This is a genomic window from Burkholderia cepacia (genome assembly GCF_029962485.1).
Taxonomy (GTDB): Bacteria; Pseudomonadota; Gammaproteobacteria; order Burkholderiales; family Burkholderiaceae; genus Burkholderia.
Genome location: NZ_CP073639.1, coordinates 142,463 through 160,282 on the forward strand (window position 1 = coordinate 142,463; position 17,820 = coordinate 160,282).

Genomic DNA, 17,820 nt, shown 5'->3' on the forward strand with positions numbered 1-17,820 from the left:
TGGGGGCGAGAATCATGCCGGGCCTGGCTGGCCATAGCCCCGATTATCGGGGCGTGAAGATAGTAACGGGGGCTACACCCGGTGAACTCCACCTCATCCCAATTCGACAAGGGGTTTCGAGAGGTTGGTGGTCGAAGCCGCGTCAAACCATCGCGCGAGGAACACCAATGTGCGCATCGGGAAGAGGCGGTCCCGGTACTTGACGACACGAAGCCGGGTTCGACGCAACGCTCGTCGTCTTTCTCGCAGCCGGACACGACCAAGTGATCCGGTACGGATGGGACCGCCAGCCAGCACAGGTTTTTAGTCTCCCGTCACCGGTCGTACTCGAAGGACTCGGTAAAGAGCGTGTCGACCGGATCGGACCAGCTCAAATTCACGAACGAGAAGTCCGTGCTGCCCGTCCAGCCGGCCACCGATGGGAACGCGACGCCCTGGTCGCCCGGTACGTTAAGCGTTACCGCGGCGCCGGGCTGGACCGGCAACGCCGATGCTGAACCGTTGACGAACGTCGCCGCCGTCTGCCCGGCTGCGGTTGCGCGAATCTGCACGTTGCCGCGCTTGACGAACGGCAGTCCGGTTTTCGACGTCCAGGCCAGCGGGAAGGTCGTCCCACCCGCGAACGTGCCGGCAGTGCCCGGCGTCAGCTTGTCACGCGTGGACTGCGCCAGATCGTGCCACGCGTATTGGCGCAACGCGTCGGGAAGCGGCGACGGCGTACGCAACCGGACCGTATAGTGTTTGGCCGGTGTCGATGTGTTGCCGTTCTGATAAACGTCGATCGTATAGGCGCTGAAGGGCTTGATGTCGGACAGCTCGGTGGCATTCAATTGCGGTTTCGCCCATGCGGTATTGTTGCGCGGCGCGTCGCCAGGCCACGTGAACTGGCTTTGGCTGGCCGGATCCTGCGCGACGCCGGCCAGGCGGAAATTGTTGCGGCACTGCGCATTCTTAGCCAGCGTGGCAAGCTGCGCCGGTGTCTGCCCGCTCGCGATCTGTGCGCGGATGTTCAAGGTGTCGCAGGTGCCGCTCGACGGCTGCAGGAACACGCCGTTGCGCAAGCCGGGGCCGTTGACGATCGCGAAGTCCACGGCGGCACCGGTCGCATCGACAGTGCCCACCTGCAGGTTGAGAGAATCGACGAATGCGTTGGTCCCCGTCGACGGGTTGGCCGGATTCAGCCAGTCCCATTTCTGCGCGTTCGCGTTTACCTTGCTTAGTACTGCACGCTGATTGCCAACCACGCGCCAGCCGTTGTCGCCGCTCGCGAGACTACCCGCCCGCACCGCGAGTTGCACATGCTGCTGCATGCCGTCGCGAATGCCGTCGCTGCGCGTCCATGCGACCTTGACCCACATTGTGTCACTGGCCACGACGCGGATGACCTCGGGCAAGCTGAAGCTGGCGTTGTTCATTGCGTCGTCGGCCACGATACCCGGCGTTCCGCCGGCCGGCGCACCGAACTCCTGAGCGGCCGACATCCCGTTGTTGAGATACGCGGTCGGCACGCCGGAATTCAGCGCACTCGACGCGACGTCGTCCACGAAGATCCGGCCGCACGCCGCTACGCTGCCGCCCTCGCGCGCGGCGCCGGTCGAACCGGCGAAGCACTGGTTAAGTGCGCTCTGCAATGCTGCCAGATCGTCGGCGCTCGGGAGATTCGACACTACCGCGCCGTTGATGGTCGCGGCGGCCGGCAGGCTCGCCTTGTCGCTGGCCTGCGGCGCGACACCAGGTGCGAGCTGAAGCTGTACCGGCGTATCGCTGGATACACCCGCCACCGAGCTGATCTGAACGCCGCCATCCGGCAGCACGTTGACCTTTACCTGGTCGAGCAGCCGATCGAGGCCCGGTGCGCCGGCGGTCAGCGGGCCGGAAATCAGGTCGACACCCGTGTTGCCGGTCGCGGCCAAAAGGTCCGACAGTGCAGACGAATAAGCCTGCACTGTGCTCGCAATCGCCTGGGCGGTGACCTTGCTCTGCAGCAAGCCGGTGTCGGCCAGTAGCTTGGTCGGGTTGTCGCCGATGATCGTGGCGGCGATCGCGTTCGTGATCGGCGTGATGTTGATTGTCTGCGTGCCGGCCTTCGCGCTGAGCGCGATCAGCGTGGCCTGTGAATCTGCGACGTTGCCGTACGCGGACAACGCGAAAGGTGCGCTCAAGCCGGTCACCGTGCAATGAAACGCGCCGGTCGATGCATCGGCAGGGCAGTCTACCGCTTTGCCGGTGGCGTCGAACAGTTTCACGGTAGAACCCTGCATCGCCGCGCCGGCGGCCGCGACCCCGCTGACCGTCTGTGCTGCTGGTTCGGCGGGCGACGAGGACGAACTGCTGCCGCCGCCGCAAGCCGACAGGACGAGCACTGCGATACCGGATACGACAGGTGTGAGCTTCATTGTGTTTTCCCCGAGAGCCTGCTGGTTGATGCGTGTCATCTGCACTGCTCATGCACGCTGAATGGCGAGGATTCTCGCAAAGCCGTTTTTTTTGATCATCATTCAGGTGGATGAAAATCGGGAAATAACATGACACTGCGTAAAAATATCCTGTGTTAGCCTGAAAACATTCGGTATTCGAAATAATATCGTCAGACAAAATTCGCATACGAAGACTGCGAAGCGACGGGGGAAGCATGCAGCGTGACCAACTCATCGGAGACCTCTACGAGGCCGCACTGCATCCAACTGGTTTTCTCGAAGTCTTTCACCGGGTATCCGAATGCCTCGGCGCAAATGTATTTCACATGTTCAGTTGGGACGCCGCACGCAATGCACCGAAATTCTCGATCTATTCGCCGCGTGCGGAATTCGACGAGATCGTCGCGCTCTATGACCAGTATTACGGGGCGCTCGACCCGCGCCGAGGTTTCGTTGAGAATGCACCGCTAGGCGAGTTCGTTTGCTGCCAGGATCACCTGACCGAGCGCGATGTCGAACGCAGCGAATTCTTCCAGGATTATCAGATTCCATCGGGTATTCGCTATCTGATGGGGATTCGCTTCGCGCGCCCCAATAGCGACAACATTTTGCTCGGGCTGCTGCGCGCGCACGGCCGCCCGCCCTATTCACCGGAAGAGCGCGCGACGCTGAGCGGCATGGCCGGGCATCTGCAACGCTCAATCAACCTCTGGCAGGACGCCAAGGTACTGCATCACGACGCGGCGCTCGGTACCGAACTCATGGAGGAACTGGGCCTGTCCGTCTTCGCGCTGGACCGGCATGCACGCATCGTGTTCGTCAACAGGGCGGCCGAAGCGATGCTACGCGCGACCACATGCATCAAGCTCGAGAACGGTCATCTCGGCGCGGTAAGTGCGCGTCAGAATGACGCGCTCAAGGGGGCGCTGGCGCGTGTCGCGAAAACCCGAAAAAGCGAGAGTCTAGCCCTGTCCAGCACCGTGAACGCCGCGCACGACATCTTTCTGAGCATCGCTGCCGTGTCGGGACACTGGGGGCATGCCGTCCTCGGCGACGCGACGCTGCTGGTCACAGCCAGGCAACGCAGCGGGGCGCCGCTCGTCGCCGCGCAACAGCTACGGCAGGCGTTCGGCTTGTCGAGTGCGGAAGCCGTCGTCGCAGAAGCGTTGATTGGTGGCAAGACCCCGGACGAATGCGCGGTCAGCGCAGGCGTGTCACTCGCGACCATTCGCACCCAGTTACGCGCGATCTATGAGAAGACGCATTCCCGCAATCAAGCCGAGGCGGTGGGACGGATGCTCTGGGTGCTACCTCAGCATTCGCGCGGTGATTGATGCTTCAAACCGCTCGCTAAGTGGGGTTGGGGAGGGCAGGACGAATGATTTCCGTGCGCGTGTCACGCAGCGTCGTGGATGCGATCGCCATCGACCATGACAGGAGCTGTTTCGCCGGGGTGGCACTAAGGCGGCATGCAGCGTGGATGCTGGCCGGAAATTCATGCACTAGCGCCGTCGCCCGGCGCATCTGGCGTCTGCTTTTTAGTGTCGATTTTGTGTTCAGGCGGGATAACGCGAATTTTGTTTTAGGGGACAGGGCGGAAAGCGTTGCGGGTATTGGCTCACAGTACGGGCGTGATCCAAAATTAAACGAAATGTGATCACTCCCCACCGCAAAATTTTGCACAATGACGGCAGCGCGGCTTTCCGCCGCGATTCGACCCGGGCGCCCGATCGCCCGCCGACAACCGTTATCGAACCCGGCTTCGACGTGCCTCCGCCCACCACCATGGACCAACCGAAACGCATCCTGATCGTCGAGGACGACGCCGATATCGCCGACGTGCTGAGCCTGCACCTGCGCGACGAGCGCTACGAAGTCGTGCACAGCGCGGACGGCGCCGAAGGGCTGCGCCTGCTCGAACAGGGCGGCTGGGATGCGCTGATCCTCGACCTGATGCTGCCGGGTGTCGACGGCCTCGAAATCTGCCGGCGGGCCCGAGCGATGACGCGCTACACGCCGATCATCATCACGAGCGCGCGGTCGAGCGAGGTACACCGGATCCTCGGTCTCGAACTCGGCGCCGACGATTACCTGGCGAAGCCGTTCTCGGTGCTCGAACTCGTCGCGCGCGTGAAGGCGCTGCTGCGGCGCGTCGATGCGCTCGCACGCGATTCGCGGATCGACGCGGGCACCCTCGACGTCGAGGGGCTCGCGATCGATCCGATCGCGCGCGAGGCAAGCGTCGACGGCGCGCGCATCGACCTCACGCCGCGCGAATTCGACCTGCTGTATTTCTTCGCGCGGCACCCGGGCAAGGTGTTCTCGCGGATGGATCTGCTCAATGCGGTGTGGGGCTACCAGCACGAAGGCTACGAGCACACGGTCAACACTCACATCAACCGGCTGCGCGCGAAGATCGAGGTCGATCCGGCCGAGCCCGTACGGATCCTCACCGTATGGGGACGCGGCTACAAGCTCGCCGCGCCGGGCCAGCGGGACGCATGATGAAGCTCACGCTCACCCAGCGGCTATCGCTCGTATTCTCGATCCTGTTGCTGGCGTGCTCCGGCGCGTCCGCCTGGCTGCAGATCCGCGCGAACGACATGCGTGAAAAAGAAGTCGTGCAGGCGTTGTCGCGCGACCTGGCCGCCAACATCGCCAACAGCGCGCCGCTGATGGATGCGAACGGGCTGCGCCCGGATGCCGTGCGCACGCTGTTCAGCCAGCTGATGGGCGTCAACCCGAGCGTCGAGGTGTACCTGCTCGACAACGCCGGTCGCATCAAGGGCGACGATGCGCCGCCCGGCCACGTGAAGCGCGACCGCATCGACCTCGCGCCCGTGCAGCAATTCATCGCGGGCCGGCCGCTGCCGATCCTCGGCGACGACCCGCGCAGCCCGGACGCGCGCAAGGTGTTCAGCGCCGCGCCGCTGCAGCGCGCGGGGCAGCCGCCGTCGGGCTACATCTACGTGGTGCTGCTCGGCGAGGCGCACGACCGGCTCGCCGCACGCGTCGATGCCGGCAACGTACTGCGCACGACGCTGTGGTCGATGGCGCTCGTCGCGCTGCTCGGCCTGCTGGCGGGCCTCACCGCGTTCAGTTTCATCACGCGCCCGCTGCGCCGGCTGACCGACGCGATGCGCGGTTTCGACGCGAACGGCGCGCCCGACACGCAGCCGCCGGTGCCGCGCTCGCCGGGCCGGCGCGGCGACGACATCGTGGTGCTCGAATCCGCGTTCGCGCAGATGGCCGAGCGGATCGGCGACCAGTGGCGCGCGCTGACGCGCCAGGACCAGCAGCGGCGCGAACTGATCACGAACATCTCGCACGACCTGCGCACGCCGCTGACCTCGCTGCACGGCTATCTGGAAACGCTGTCGCTGAAGGCCGACACGCTCGCCGAGCCCGAGCGGCGGCGCTACCTGTCGATCGCGCTTGCGCAGAGCGCGAAGGTCGGCCGGCTCGCGCAGGCGCTGTTCGAGCTCGCGCGGCTCGAATCGGGCGGCGTGCAGGCCGAACGCGAACCGTTCTCGCTCGTCGATCTCGTGCAGGACGTGTTCCAGAAATTCGAGCTGACCGCGCAGCGCGCGGCGTCGCGCTGCATGCGCGGATTCCGCCGCGCGTGCCGGTCGTGTCGGCCGATCTCGCGATGATCGAGCGCGTGCTGACCAACCTGCTCGACAACGCGCTGCGGCACACGCCTTCGCACGGCGAGGTCGAGGTGGCGCTGGAGCCGCAGGGCGACCGTGTGGTCGTGACGGTGGCCGATACCGGCGAAGGGATTCCGGCCGCGCGCCGCGAAGGGCTGTTCCAGCGGCCGCAGCGGCCGATGAGCGGCGGCACGGTGACGAGCGGCGGTCTTGGCCTGCTGATCGTGCACCGGATGCTTGCGCTCAACGGCAGCGGCATCCGGCTCGTCGATCGGGCCGGGCGCGGCGCGGTGTTCGAGTTTGCGCTGCCGGTCGCGTCGCCGGCGGCCGGCGACGCACACTGACCGCCGTCGGCGGTGGCGTCCGCCGCGCTTATCGGCCGCGCTTGCGCCGCACGTCGCTCGGCGTCGTGCCGGTCCAGCGCTTGAACGCGTGGCGGAAGCCGACGGCATCGCTGAAGCCGAGCGTCAGCGCGATGTCCTCGGTGCTGAGCGTGGTCGTGCTGAGGTAGTCGATCGCGAGCGCCTTGCGCACGCTCGTCAGCAGTTCGCTGTACGACGTGCCTTCGGCTTCGAGCTTGCGGCGCAGTGTGCGCGACGTGATGCACAGGCTGTCAGCGATCGCATCGATGTCGGGAAACTGGCCGGGCGTGCGCGTGAGTTCCTGGTACACGCGCCGCGTGACGCCGGCCTGGCTGCGCAACTCGTCGAGCAGGCTCGCGCAGTGCGACGACACCTGCGCGGCGGTGATCGGGTTCGCGAGCTGCGGCGCGCGCGTGAGCCACGCGGCCGGATAGCTGAGCACATGATGCGGCTGGTCGAACGCGATCGGGCATTCGAGCGCGTCGGCCAGCAGTGCCGCGTGCGGCGGCTCCGGCTGCGCGAACTGCGCGCGCGCCGGCACGCACCACGCGCCCATCACGTCCTTGATGATCGTCACGTGCAGCGCGAACTGCATGTCGATCAGGAAACGGTACAGTGGCTCGTCGAGATCGGGCAGCCCGACTTCGTGCCGATCCGGAAACAGCCACGAAGCGGTGTCGCCCTGTTCGACCCAGCGGATCGCGAGCATGCCGTTCGCGAGCCGGTGATACTTGACGGCCGAATCGAACGCGTGCGCGAGCGATTCCGAGCACAGCATCGCGTAGCCGTACATTCCGTAGCTCGACGCGTGCAGCCGGCGGCCGACGCGCACGCCGAGATCGGTGCCGTCGTACTGGCCGATTGCCTGGCGCGCGGCTGTCAGGAACTGCAGCGGCGACGTGAGCGTGAACGGATCCGCGACGTCGGCCGGCGTGAGGCCGGTGCCGTCGAGCACCGTGGCCGGGTCGAGGCCGGCCTGCGCCGCGACGTCGAGCAGCACGGCCAGCTTGGCCGGCGTGAAGCGTTGCTCGCGCAACGCGTGGGTGGGTGCGGCGTCCGGCAGGCGGGCTGCGCGGGCGGCCGTCGGGTTCAAGAGCGCACTGCGCGGCATGACGGGATCCTGCGTCCGATTCGATATCGTTTACGGCACGCAATTCTGCGCGGGAACGGCCCCGTGCGCATCAGGGTTCACCCTGATGCGCGCGCCGGTGCTACCCGGCGCGCCCGGCCCCGTCCTGCGTCAACCGGCCTGGAACACGCCGGCCTGCCACGCGAACGGCTTGGCGAGCCGGTTCCACGTGTTGATCTGCGCGACGATCAGCGTGAGCGTCGCCAGTTCGTCGCGATCGAAGTGTTCGCGCGTCGCGGCGACGAGCGCGTCGTCGATCGCGTTCTCGCTGATCAGCGTGAGCGCTTCGGCCCAGCGCAATGCGGCCTGTTCCTTCGGGCTGTACAGGTCGGGTGTCTCGTGCCACACGGGCAGCAGGTTGTAGCGTAGCGGATTCTCGCCTGCGTGGATGCCTTCCTTGATGTGACGGTCGAGACAATACGCGCAGCCGTTCAGTTGCGACACGCGTGCACGCACCAGTTCGACGAGCTTGAAGTCGTGTCCGGTGTGGTTCGCGTACTCCTCGACATTGAGCACGACGTCGAGCAGCCGGGCGGGAAGTTGTCCAAACGAGATGCGTTCTGGCATGGCGACTGGCCTCTTGATGGAGCGGGATAGGATCATTGGTTGGATGTGTCGTGTCTCTTGCTCCGGCATCGCACGTCGCCGCGATCGGCGGCAGGTGTGAAGTCATCCTGATCAAAAGGCTGCGGGATCGACCGGCCGGGCCAGGCTATGGCGTACGCGGAAGCCGTTGTGCGGATGCGTATATGCCGGCTTCATCGGTGGCGTCGAGCGGTGCGCTCGGCCGCGGCGAACCGGAAGCGAAGCGATCGTATCAGGCGCGACCGGCGGCAGGAATCGCCTGATCCCGTATGTTGTCCATGCCGATATCGCGATAGTCGGACCGCCGGGCCGGTCAGCCCTGATCGTCGGGGCGAGCACGCAGGATCGCGTCGGCGAACTCGACGAATCCGCTGCCGCCGGGGCCTTGCGTGATCCATCGCGGCAGCACGGGCAACTGCTGCAGATAGTCGACCACGGTGCTTACGCCGGCCGTGTGCGTGAAATAGCCGAACATCGGCGCGTCGTTCGTGGAATCGCCGGAATACGCGACGCACGCCGGCGCTCCATCGGCGTCGACGCCGTAGGTGTCCGACAGCACGCGCAGCGACATCGACAGCTTGTCGTATCCGCCGACCCAGCCGACGATCCACAGGTTATTGATGGTCGCGTCCGCGCCGGCCGCGACCAGCGCGTCGCGTATCCGGTCGTCCTGGCCGGAGCCGGTGCGTGCGTATGCGAGCGACGTCAGCCTGAAGTCCTGGTCGTCCGCGAGGCGTGCGGCAGGTACGGCCTTCGCTACATGCTGCGCGATACGCCGGCGTGCGTCGCGCGCGCCGTCGAGCGCGTCGTCCGCATGCCAGTATCGGCGTTCGACGCCGTGCCCGTGCGGGCTGCGCCGGATGAAGAGTCCGCCGTTCTCCGCGATCACGCCGTCGACCGGCCACATGCGCGCCATCTGGTCGCACCAGCCGGCCGGCGCGGCGGTCACGGGAATCACGCGGATGCCGTGCGCCTGCAGCCGCTCGAGTGCCGCATAGGTTTGCGCGGCCAGGCGGCCGCGATGGGTCAGCGTCTCGTCCATGTCGGTCAGCACGAATCGAACGGACGAGAAGGTGTCGGCGGGGGCCAGGGAAAGCGGCTGCATCTTCTCGACGAATGAATGACGATCGTCGATTATGAAGAAGGGCGGCGGGCCGTGCCATGCCGCTTGATGCTTTGCAATCCGCGCTGTGGAATATGCGGCTGCCCGCCGTTGCAAATGAAGTTGTCTGGACAAGCGCGCCCGCACGCGTGTCCGTTTCGATCATCTTTTCGGCCGCCCGGATCATTTGCAAAGCGCGTCGCGCGGGCGATAGTCGCCGGTCAGGCGACGGCCCGCGTCCTTCCGGCGTGCAGGCCGCCGTGCGAACGGTGTGCTACGGGCGCACCGTCCCCCGAGCCTAGGAGCGAGACATGACGAAGAGACACTGGACCGGGTCGTATGGCTCGATCCCCGCCGAGATCGATGCCGATCGCCATCCATCCGTAAGCGCGCTGCTGGACGACGCGATGCGCCGCTTCGCCGATCGTCCGGCGTTCCATGCGTACGGACGCACGCTCACCTATGCCGATGTCGACCGCCTGTCGACCGCGCTGGCCGCGTATCTGCAGCAGGTCGTCGGCGTGCGCAAGGGCGATCGCGTGGCCGTGATGCTGCCCAACGTGCTCGCGTTTCCGGTCGTGTTCGTCGCCGTCGCGAAGATCGGCGCCATCCAGGTCAACGTCAACCCGCACTACACCGCGCGCGAGCTCGAGCATCAGCTCAACGACGCGGGCGTCGAGGTGGCCGTCGTCTGCGGCGGCTCGATGGGCACGTTCGCCGAGGTGGTTGGCGGCACGCGCGTGCGCACCGTGCTGAGCGTGGGGCGCGGCGATCTCGGCGTCGTCGATGCGCCGGCCGGCACCTGCGACGCACTGCCGCCCGGCTCGATCCCGCTCGCGGACGCGCTCGCCGCAGGCGAATCGCTCGCGTGCGAGCCGGTTGCGCTCGGCGGCGCGGACCTGCTGCTGCTGCAATACACGGGCGGCACGACCGGCCTGTCGAAGGGCGCGGCACTGTCGCACCGCAACCTCGTCGCGAACATCGAACAGTTCGCGGCGATCGTGCCGGCGGCTCGCGAGCCGGGCGAGGAGGTCGTCGTCACGGCGATCCCGCTGTATCACATCTTCGCGCTGACGGTGAACTTCCTGTCCTACTTCGCGATCGGCGCGCAGAACTGGCTCGTCGCGAACCCGCGCGACATGGACGGGTTCATCGACGTCCTGAAGGCGGCGCGGCCGACGGTGTTCGTCGGCGTGAACACGCTGTACGCGGGGCTCGCCGGCCATCCGCGCTTAAAGGAAGTCGACTGGTCGCGGCTGAAGCTGTCGGCCGGCGGCGGCGCGGCGGTGATCGACGTGATCTCGTCGCGCTGGAAGGCCGTGACGGGCAATTTCATCCGCGAGGGCTACGGGCTGTCGGAAACGTCGCCGGTCGTATCGTTCAACCCGCAGTCGATCGATGCGTTCACGGGCACCACGGGCCTGCCGCTGCCGTCGACCGACGTGAAGCTGCTCGACGACCAGGATCGCGAGGCGCCGATCGGCGAAGCGGGCGAGATCTGCGTGAAGGGGCCGCAGGTGATGGGCGGCTACTGGCAGAAGCCGGACGCAAACGCGGCCGCGTTCACGGCGGACGGTTATTTCCGTACCGGCGACGTCGGCGTGTTCGACGAGGCCGGCTTCCTGCGGATCGTCGACCGCAAGAAGGACATGATCATCGTGTCGGGTTTCAACGTGTATCCGAACGAGGTGGAGGCCGTTGCGACCGCGCTGCCGGGCGTCGCCGAATGCGCGTGCATCGGCGTGCCGGACCCGCGCACGGGCGAGGCCGTCAAGCTGTTCGTGGTGCTCGCGCCGGATGCCGACGTGAACGAGGCGCAACTCGTCGAGCATTGCCGCGCGAGCCTGGCGGCGTACAAGTTGCCGAAGATCGTCCGCTTCGTCGACCGGTTGCCGAAGTCGACGGTCGGCAAGATCCTGCGGCGGGAACTGAGCCGCACCGACTGATGGCCGCGACGTTCCGCACGGCCGCGGGCGCGGCCCGGCATGCCGAAGGCCCCGAATGTGCCGAAAGGGCCGCGCGGGCCGCGCGGGCCGCTCAAGTACAATGCGAGCGGTTCGACCGACGGGGACGCGATGACCGGTTCAGACTCACTTGCCGCCCGGGCAGGGCATGCGCTGCCGTCGCCGAGCGCGACGGTGCCGATCTCGCTCGTCAACGGTTTTCTCGCGAGTGCGGGCGCTCAGCGCGATGTGGTCGAACGCTACCTGCGCGGCGCGGGCATCCCGATCGAGCTGCTTGGCGAGCCGCATGCGCGCGTGACGGAGGAGCAGTTCTCGACGCTGTACCGCACGCTCGCGATCGATCTCGACGACGAGATGCCCGGCATCTTCTCGCGCCCGCTGCGAGGCGGCACGCTGAAGTACCTGTGCCTGAGCCTGCTCGATGCGCGCAACCTCGAAACGACGCTGCATCGTTTCGGGCAATTCTTCCATATCCTGCTCGACGACTTTTTCGTCGAAGCGAAGCGCGACGGTCTCGTCGCGCAGGTGCTGCTGCGCCCGAACGACGCGATCGGCCCGATCGGCGCGCTCGGCCAGGAGCTGATGCTCAAGCTCGTGCACGGCGTGTGTTCCTGGCTGATCGGGCAGAAGATCCCGCTGTTGCAGATCGAGTTTGCGTGCCCGCGACCGCGCCATGCGGTCGAGCACCTGTATTTCTTTACCGGCTCGGTGAAGTTCGACTGCGAGCGCACGCTGATGCGCTTCAGCGCCGACTACCTCGACGCGCCGATCCGGCAGAGCAAGCGCAACCTGAGCAAGTTCCTCGCGCGCGCGCCGGGCGACTGGATCTTCGAATCGTTCAGCGAACAGCTCGTGTGCCATCGCGTGCGGCAGTACCTGTCGGCGGCGCTGCCCGACCTGCCCGTGATCGACCAGGCGGCCGAGCACCTGCATTGTTCGGTACGCACGCTGAGCCGGCACCTTGCAGCCGAAGGGACGACGTTCCAGGTACTGAAGGACGAGCTGCGGCGCGACATCGCGATCCAGCGGCTGACGGACACGCCCGACACGATCGCGGCGATCGGCGCCGATATCGGCTTCGATGACCCCAGCGCGTTTCATCGCGCGTTCCGGCACTGGACGGGGAGTACGCCGGGGACCTACCGGCGGCAGGTGTAGTACGCGGGGAGGCCGGTATTCGCGGCCCGTTCCCGTCTCCGGCGCGCGTCGGGAATTCCGTCGCGGGTCGCACGCTGATTTCGAAACATCCACATGATTCTGGTAACTTGACGCACCGGCCCGAGCGCTTTGCGATGGCCATCACCCATCTTTCATAATATGACATTACAGATTGGGATTCCTCTGGAGACAGCCACCGGCGAACGGCGCGTAGCGACCGTCCCCGAAGTGGTCGAGAAGCTGATCAAGCTGGGGTTTTCGGTCGCCGTCCAAAGCGGCGCCGGTGCCGGCGCGAACTTTGATGACGACGCCTACCGTGCGGCCGGCGCAACCGTTGCCACAACGGCGGCCGACCTCTGGTCCGGCAGCGACATCGTGTTCAAGGTGCGCCCACCGACCGGCGAAGAAGTCGCGTTGATGCGCGAGGGCGGTACGCTGATCGGCTTCGTCTGGCCGGCGCAGAACCCCGAACTGATGGAGCAACTGGCCGCCAGGCGGGCCACCGTGCTGGCGATCGATTCGCTGCCGCGCACGCTGTCGCGCGCCCAGAAGATGGACGCGCTCACGTCGATGGCCAGCATCAGCGGCTACCGTGCGGTGATCGAGGCCGCGCACGCATTCGGGCGCTTCCTGAATGGCCAGGTCACGGCGGCCGGCAAGATTCCGCCGGCCAAGGTCTTCATCGCCGGTGCCGGCGTGGCCGGCCTCGCCGCGATCGGCACGGCCGCCAGCCTCGGCGCGATCGTGCGCGCCAACGACACGCGTGCGGAAGTGGCCGATCAGGTCAAGTCGCTGGGCGGCGAGTTCGTCAAGGTCGACTACGAGAGGAAGGCTCGGGTGGCGGCGGCTATGCGAAGGTGATGAGCGAAGGCTTCAGCAGGCGCAGCGCGCGATGTACGCGCAGCAGGCCAAGGACGCCGACATCATCATCACGACCGCGCTGATCCCCGGCAAGCCCGCGCCGAAGCTGATCACGGCCGAGATGGTGCAGTCGATGAAGCCCGGCAGCGTGATCGTCGACATGGCTGCCGAACAGGGCGGCAACTGCGAACTCACGGTGCCCGGCGAGGCCGTCGTGCGCCACGGCGTGACGATCGTCGGCTTCACGGATCTCGCGTCGCGCCTGTCGCGGCAGTCGTCCACGCTGTATGCGACGAACCTGCTGCGCGTGGTCGAGGAGCTGTGCAAGGGCAAGGACGGCACGATCAACGTCGACTTCGACGACGACGCGATCCGCGGCCTCACCGTCATCAAGGAAGGCAACGTCACGTGGCCGCCGCCGCCGATCAAGCAGGCGGTTGTCGCGCCCAAGCCCCAGGCGGCGCCCGCAGCGGCCGCGCCCGCGAAGTCCAAGGGCCATGGACATGCCGGCGAACCGATGTCGGCCAAGGCGCTCGCGATCGTGTTCGCGGTCGGCGCGCTGGCGTTCCTGTTCGTCGGCCAATTCGCGCCGGCGAGCTTCCTGTCGCACTTCACGGTGTTCGTGCTCGCGTGCTTCGTCGGCTACATGGTGATCTGGAACGTCACGCCGTCGCTGCACACGCCGCTGATGAGCGTGACCAACGCGATCTCGTCGATCATCGCGATCGGCGCGCTCGTGCAGGTCGCGCCGCCCCTCGGTGAACTGGCCAACGCAGGCGATCGCCCGTCCGGGCTGATCCTCGGCCTGGCGGTGGGCGCGCTGACGCTCACGGCCGTCAACATGTTCGGCGGCTTCGCGGTCACGCGACGCATGCTGGCGATGTTCCGCAAATAAGGGGACGACAACAATGACTTCAAACCTGACTACCGTCTCCTATATCGGCGCCGCGATCCTCTTCATCCTCAGCCTCGGCGGGCTGGCCAACCCTGAAACGGCACGCCGCGGCAACCTGCTCGGCATGATCGGCATGCTGATCGCGGTGCTGGCCACCGTGGCCGGTCCGCGCGTGTCGGCCGCGGGCATTCCGTATGTGGTCGCCGCGCTGGTCGTCGGTGGCGCCGTCGGCCTGTACGCCGCGAAGAAGGTGCAGATGACGCAGATGCCGGAACTGGTCGCGCTGATGCACAGCCTGGTCGGTCTGGCGGCTTGCCTGGTGGGCTTCGCGAGCTACATCGACACGTCGCTGCAGCTCACGGGCGCCGAGAAGGCCATCCACGAAGTGGAGATCTACGTCGGCATCCTGATTGGCGCGATTACCTTCGCGGGCTCGATCATCGCGTTCGGCAAGCTGTCGGGCAAGATCGGCGGCAAGCCGCTGCTGCTGCCGGCGCGGCACTGGATGAACCTGGCCGCGCTGCTGATCGTGATCTACTTCGGCCGCGCGTTCCTGCATGCGGAAAGCATCCAGGACGGCATGCTGCCGCTCGTCGTGATGACGGTGATCTCGCTGCTGTTCGGCGTGCACATGGTGATGGCGATCGGCGGGGCGGACATGCCGGTCGTGGTGTCGATGCTCAACAGCTACTCGGGCTGGGCGGCGGCGGCCACCGGCTTCATGCTCGGCAATGACCTGCTGATCGTGATCGGCGCGCTGGTCGGCTCGTCCGGTGCGATTCTGTCGTACATCATGTGCCGCGCGATGAACCGCAACTTCATCAGCGTGATCGCGGGCGGCTTCGGCAGCGGCGCAGGCGTTCCGGCGGCAGCCGGTGGCGGCGCGCAGCCGGCCGGCGAGGCGGTTGCGGTGAGCGCGGCGGAAACGGCCGAACTGCTGCGCGAGGCGAAGCGCGTGATCATCGTACCCGGCTATGGGATGGCGGTGGCGCAGGCCCAGCACACGGTGTTCGAGCTGACGAAGCTGCTGCGTGAAAAGGGCGTCGATGTGCGTTTCGCGATTCACCCGGTCGCGGGCCGCATGCCGGGCCACATGAACGTGCTGCTGGCCGAAGCGAAGGTGCCGTACGACATCGTGCTGGAAATGGACGAGATCAACGGCGATTTCCCCGAGGCCGACGTGTCGATGGTGATCGGCGCGAACGACATCGTGAACCCGGCGGCGCAGGACGACCCGACGAGCCCGATCGCCGGCATGCCGGTGCTGGAGGTGTGGAAGGCGAAGACGTCGATCGTGATGAAGCGCAGCATGGCTTCGGGCTATGCAGGCGTCGACAATCCGCTGTTCTACAAGGACAACAACCGCATGTTGTTCGGTGATGCGAAGTCGATGCTGAGCGAGGTGTTCGGCATGCTGAAAGCCTCCTGAGCGCGGCCACGCGACCGGAGCGGGCCGCAGGTCCGTTCCGCAAGCGCATGGCCTCGACATACAGTCGGCCCGCCACGCATCGGTGATGCATGGCGGGCCGATGCACATGTGCGCGGCGCGTGGCTGCCGGTGCTGATGCGTTCCCGTGCCGGCGCCCGCCGGCGGTTCCCATAACCGGCTCCCTTTGCCGCCCGCCCGGGCCGGCTCCGCGGCGTCGGTGCCTGCCGCGGGCACGTCGATTGCTCGTCGAATCCGCCAAACCCGATCCGGCCGAATCCCTGTCCGGCCGGCCGTTCCCGGCAAAGGCTGCAAATTCCGTGGCCGATTTTGTCACTATGTGGGCCGGATATGACAATGGGAATTGGCGACCGCGGCATTACGATGGGTCATCACGTCGCCCCGGGTTCAAAGGGTTTTCCCGTATCGCTCCCCGAGCGCGCCTCATTCACCGCCTGATTGGAACATCGACCATGAGCTATAACGCCCCCGTCAAGGACATGCTGTTCGTGCTGAAGGAACTCGCAGGCATCGACGCCGTTGCGCAGTTGCCGGGCTTCGAGGATGCCGGTTACGACACGGCGCAGGCCGTGCTCGACGAGTCCGCGAAGTTCTGCGGCGAGGTGCTGGCGCCGCTGAACGTCGAAGGCGACCGCAACCCGAGCAGCTGGAAGGACGGCGTCGTGACCGCGACGCCGGGCTTCGCGGAAGCGTTCCGCCAGTTCGTCGAAGGCGGCTGGCAGGGGCTGCAGCATCCGGCCGAATACGACGGCCAGGGGCTGCCGAAGCTGATCGCGACGCCGTGCATCGAGATGCTGAACGCATCGAACCTGTCGTTCGCGCTGTGTCCGCTGTTGACCGACGGCGCGATCGAGGCGCTGCTGACGGCCGGCACCGACGAGCAGAAGCAGCGCTACGTACCGAAGCTGATCTCGGGCGAATGGACGGGTACGATGAACCTGACCGAGCCGCAGGCGGGCTCCGACCTCGCGCTGGTGCGCTCGCGCGCCGAGCCGCAGGGCGACGGCACGTACAAGGTGTTCGGCACGAAGATCTTCATCACGTGGGGCGAGCACGACATGGCGGACAACATCGTCCACCTGGTGCTGGCACGCACGCCGAACGCGCCGGAAGGCGTGAAGGGCATCTCGCTGTTCATCGTGCCGAAGTTCATGGTCAACGAAGACGGTTCGCTGGGCGCGCGCAACGACGTGCACTGCGTGTCGATCGAGCACAAGCTCGGGATCAAGGCGAGCCCGACGGCGGTGCTGCAGTACGGCGACCACGGCGGCGCGATCGGCTACCTGATCGGCGAGGAGAACCGCGGCCTCGAATACATGTTCATCATGATGAACGCGGCGCGCTTCGGCGTCGGGATGCAGGGGATCGGGGTGGCCGACCGCGCGTACCAGAAGGCGGCGGAATTCGCGAAGGAACGCGTGCAGAGCCGCCCGGTGGACGGGTCGGCGAAGCAGTCGGTGACGATCATCCATCACCCGGACGTGCGCCGGATGCTCGGCACGATGCGCGCGCTGACCGAAGGCGCGCGGGCGCTGGCGTACGTGGCAGCGGCGCACAGCGACATTGCCCACCGCCATTCGGACGAGGCGACGCGCAGCCGTCATCAGGCAATCTACGAGTATCTGGTGCCGGTGGTGAAGGGCTGGAGCACGGAGATGGTGAACGATGTGGCGAGCCTGGGCGTGCAGGTGCACGGCGGGATGGGCTTCATCGAGGAGACGGGCGCGGCGCAGTATTACCGCGATGCGCGGATCCTGGCGATCTACGAAGGCACGACGGCGATCCAGGCGAACGACCTGGTGGGGCGCAAGACGATGCGCGACGGCGGCGCGGTGGCGAAGGCGCTGCTCGCGGAAGTCGGCGACACGGTGGCGGCGCTGGGCAAGCTGGACGGCGCGGCGGCCGCGTCGATGAAGGTGCAGCTGGAGAAGGGTGCGCAGGCGCTGTCGTCGGTGGTGGATTACGTGGTGGCGAACGTGAAGCAGGACCCGAATGCGGTGTTCGCGGGCAGCGTGCCGTACCTGAAGCTGGCGGGCGTGGTGCTGTGCGGTTGGCAGATGGCGCGCGCGCTGGTGGCGGCGCAGGCGAACCGCGCGAGCGACCCGGCGTTCTTCGATGCGAAGATCGCGATCGCGCAATGCTATGCGGAGCACATTCTCGTGCAGGCCGGTGCGCTCGAAGCGTCGATCGTCGGCGCGCAGGGCAACGAGAGCGTGCTCGCGTTGACGGAAGATCAGTTCTGACCGGTTG

At 66.6% G+C, this 17,820-nt stretch carries 10 protein-coding genes and 2 pseudogenes; 8 read left to right on the forward strand and 4 right to left on the reverse strand.

Features of this window, described 5'->3' with window-relative positions; all coding sequences use genetic code 11:
- Positions 1–314: 314 nt before the first annotated feature.
- Positions 315–2,396 carry a hypothetical protein gene (locus KEC55_RS31755; RefSeq protein ID WP_348996028.1) on the reverse strand — a complete coding sequence of 694 codons (2,082 nt, stop codon included), beginning with the start codon at positions 2,394–2,396 and terminating at the stop codon, positions 315–317.
- Positions 2,397–2,632: 236 nt separating this feature from the next.
- On the opposite strand from KEC55_RS31755, the gene KEC55_RS31760 reads away from it, so the two are divergent.
- The 3 genes and pseudogenes from KEC55_RS31760 (at position 2,633) to KEC55_RS31770 (ending at position 6,411) form a co-directional block, all read left to right on the forward strand.
- Complete coding sequence (locus KEC55_RS31760) at positions 2,633–3,751, forward strand: helix-turn-helix transcriptional regulator (protein WP_282512586.1); 1,119 nt, start codon at positions 2,633–2,635, stop codon at positions 3,749–3,751.
- A 451-nt stretch (positions 3,752–4,202) separates the two neighbouring features.
- The gene (locus KEC55_RS31765; RefSeq protein WP_124457109.1) at positions 4,203–4,922 is read left to right on the forward strand and encodes a response regulator transcription factor; all 720 of its coding nucleotides are present in this window, start codon (positions 4,203–4,205) and stop codon (positions 4,920–4,922) included.
- A pseudogene (locus KEC55_RS31770) lies at positions 4,919–6,411 on the forward strand (HAMP domain-containing sensor histidine kinase). The gene KEC55_RS31765 and the pseudogene KEC55_RS31770 overlap by 4 nt, the downstream one beginning before the upstream one ends.
- Before the next feature lie 28 nt (positions 6,412–6,439).
- Here the strand turns inward: KEC55_RS31770 and KEC55_RS31775 are convergent.
- The 3 genes from KEC55_RS31775 to KEC55_RS31785 all read right to left on the reverse strand — a co-directional run bounded on the left by KEC55_RS31775 (position 6,440) and on the right by KEC55_RS31785 (position 9,248).
- A complete protein-coding gene (locus tag KEC55_RS31775) occupies positions 6,440–7,540 on the reverse strand; it encodes an AraC family transcriptional regulator (protein WP_282512590.1) in 1,101 nt (366 codons plus the stop codon).
- Positions 7,541–7,669: 129 nt separating this feature from the next.
- A complete protein-coding gene (locus KEC55_RS31780) occupies positions 7,670–8,125 on the reverse strand; it encodes a carboxymuconolactone decarboxylase family protein (protein ID WP_282512591.1) in 456 nt (151 codons plus the stop codon).
- A 331-nt stretch (positions 8,126–8,456) separates the two neighbouring features.
- The gene (locus tag KEC55_RS31785; protein ID WP_282512593.1) at positions 8,457–9,248 is read right to left on the reverse strand and encodes an HAD-IIB family hydrolase; all 792 of its coding nucleotides are present in this window, start codon (positions 9,246–9,248) and stop codon (positions 8,457–8,459) included.
- 308 nt (positions 9,249–9,556) lie between these two features.
- Here KEC55_RS31785 and KEC55_RS31790 point away from each other — a divergent pair, with 308 nt between their 5' ends.
- The 5 genes and pseudogenes from KEC55_RS31790 (at position 9,557) to KEC55_RS31810 (ending at position 17,813) form a co-directional block, all read left to right on the forward strand.
- A complete protein-coding gene (locus KEC55_RS31790; RefSeq protein ID WP_282512595.1) occupies positions 9,557–11,191 on the forward strand; it encodes an AMP-binding protein in 1,635 nt (544 codons plus the stop codon).
- 39 nt (positions 11,192–11,230) lie between these two features.
- Positions 11,231–12,367 (forward strand): AraC family transcriptional regulator, encoded by a 1,137-nt coding sequence (locus KEC55_RS31795; protein ID WP_282512597.1) that lies wholly within the window; start codon positions 11,231–11,233, stop codon positions 12,365–12,367.
- Between the two features lie 159 nt (positions 12,368–12,526).
- Positions 12,527–14,123 (forward strand): annotated as a pseudogene (locus KEC55_RS31800) (Re/Si-specific NAD(P)(+) transhydrogenase subunit alpha).
- Between the two features lie 13 nt (positions 14,124–14,136).
- A complete protein-coding gene (gene pntB, locus KEC55_RS31805; RefSeq protein WP_282512599.1) occupies positions 14,137–15,552 on the forward strand; it encodes a Re/Si-specific NAD(P)(+) transhydrogenase subunit beta in 1,416 nt (471 codons plus the stop codon).
- A 470-nt stretch (positions 15,553–16,022) separates the two neighbouring features.
- On the forward strand, positions 16,023–17,813 hold the full coding sequence (locus tag KEC55_RS31810; protein WP_282512600.1) for an acyl-CoA dehydrogenase: 1,791 nt from the start codon (positions 16,023–16,025) through the stop codon (positions 17,811–17,813).
- Positions 17,814–17,820 lie beyond the last annotated feature (7 nt).

Coding starts and splice junctions, on each gene's coding strand:
- KEC55_RS31755 (WP_348996028.1), bottom strand. CDS start 2,396: ATGAAGCTCACACCTGTCGTATCCGGTATCGCAGTGCTCGTCCTGTCG.
- KEC55_RS31760 (WP_282512586.1), top strand. CDS start 2,633: ATGCAGCGTGACCAACTCATCGGAGACCTCTACGAGGCCGCACTGCAT.
- KEC55_RS31765 (WP_124457109.1), top strand. CDS start 4,203: ATGGACCAACCGAAACGCATCCTGATCGTCGAGGACGACGCCGATATC.
- KEC55_RS31775 (WP_282512590.1), bottom strand. CDS start 7,540: ATGCCGCGCAGTGCGCTCTTGAACCCGACGGCCGCCCGCGCAGCCCGC.
- KEC55_RS31780 (WP_282512591.1), bottom strand. CDS start 8,125: ATGCCAGAACGCATCTCGTTTGGACAACTTCCCGCCCGGCTGCTCGAC.
- KEC55_RS31785 (WP_282512593.1), bottom strand. CDS start 9,248: ATGCAGCCGCTTTCCCTGGCCCCCGCCGACACCTTCTCGTCCGTTCGA.
- KEC55_RS31790 (WP_282512595.1), top strand. CDS start 9,557: ATGACGAAGAGACACTGGACCGGGTCGTATGGCTCGATCCCCGCCGAG.
- KEC55_RS31795 (WP_282512597.1), top strand. CDS start 11,231: ATGCCGAAGGCCCCGAATGTGCCGAAAGGGCCGCGCGGGCCGCGCGGG.
- pntB (WP_282512599.1), top strand. CDS start 14,137: ATGACTTCAAACCTGACTACCGTCTCCTATATCGGCGCCGCGATCCTC.
- KEC55_RS31810 (WP_282512600.1), top strand. CDS start 16,023: ATGAGCTATAACGCCCCCGTCAAGGACATGCTGTTCGTGCTGAAGGAA.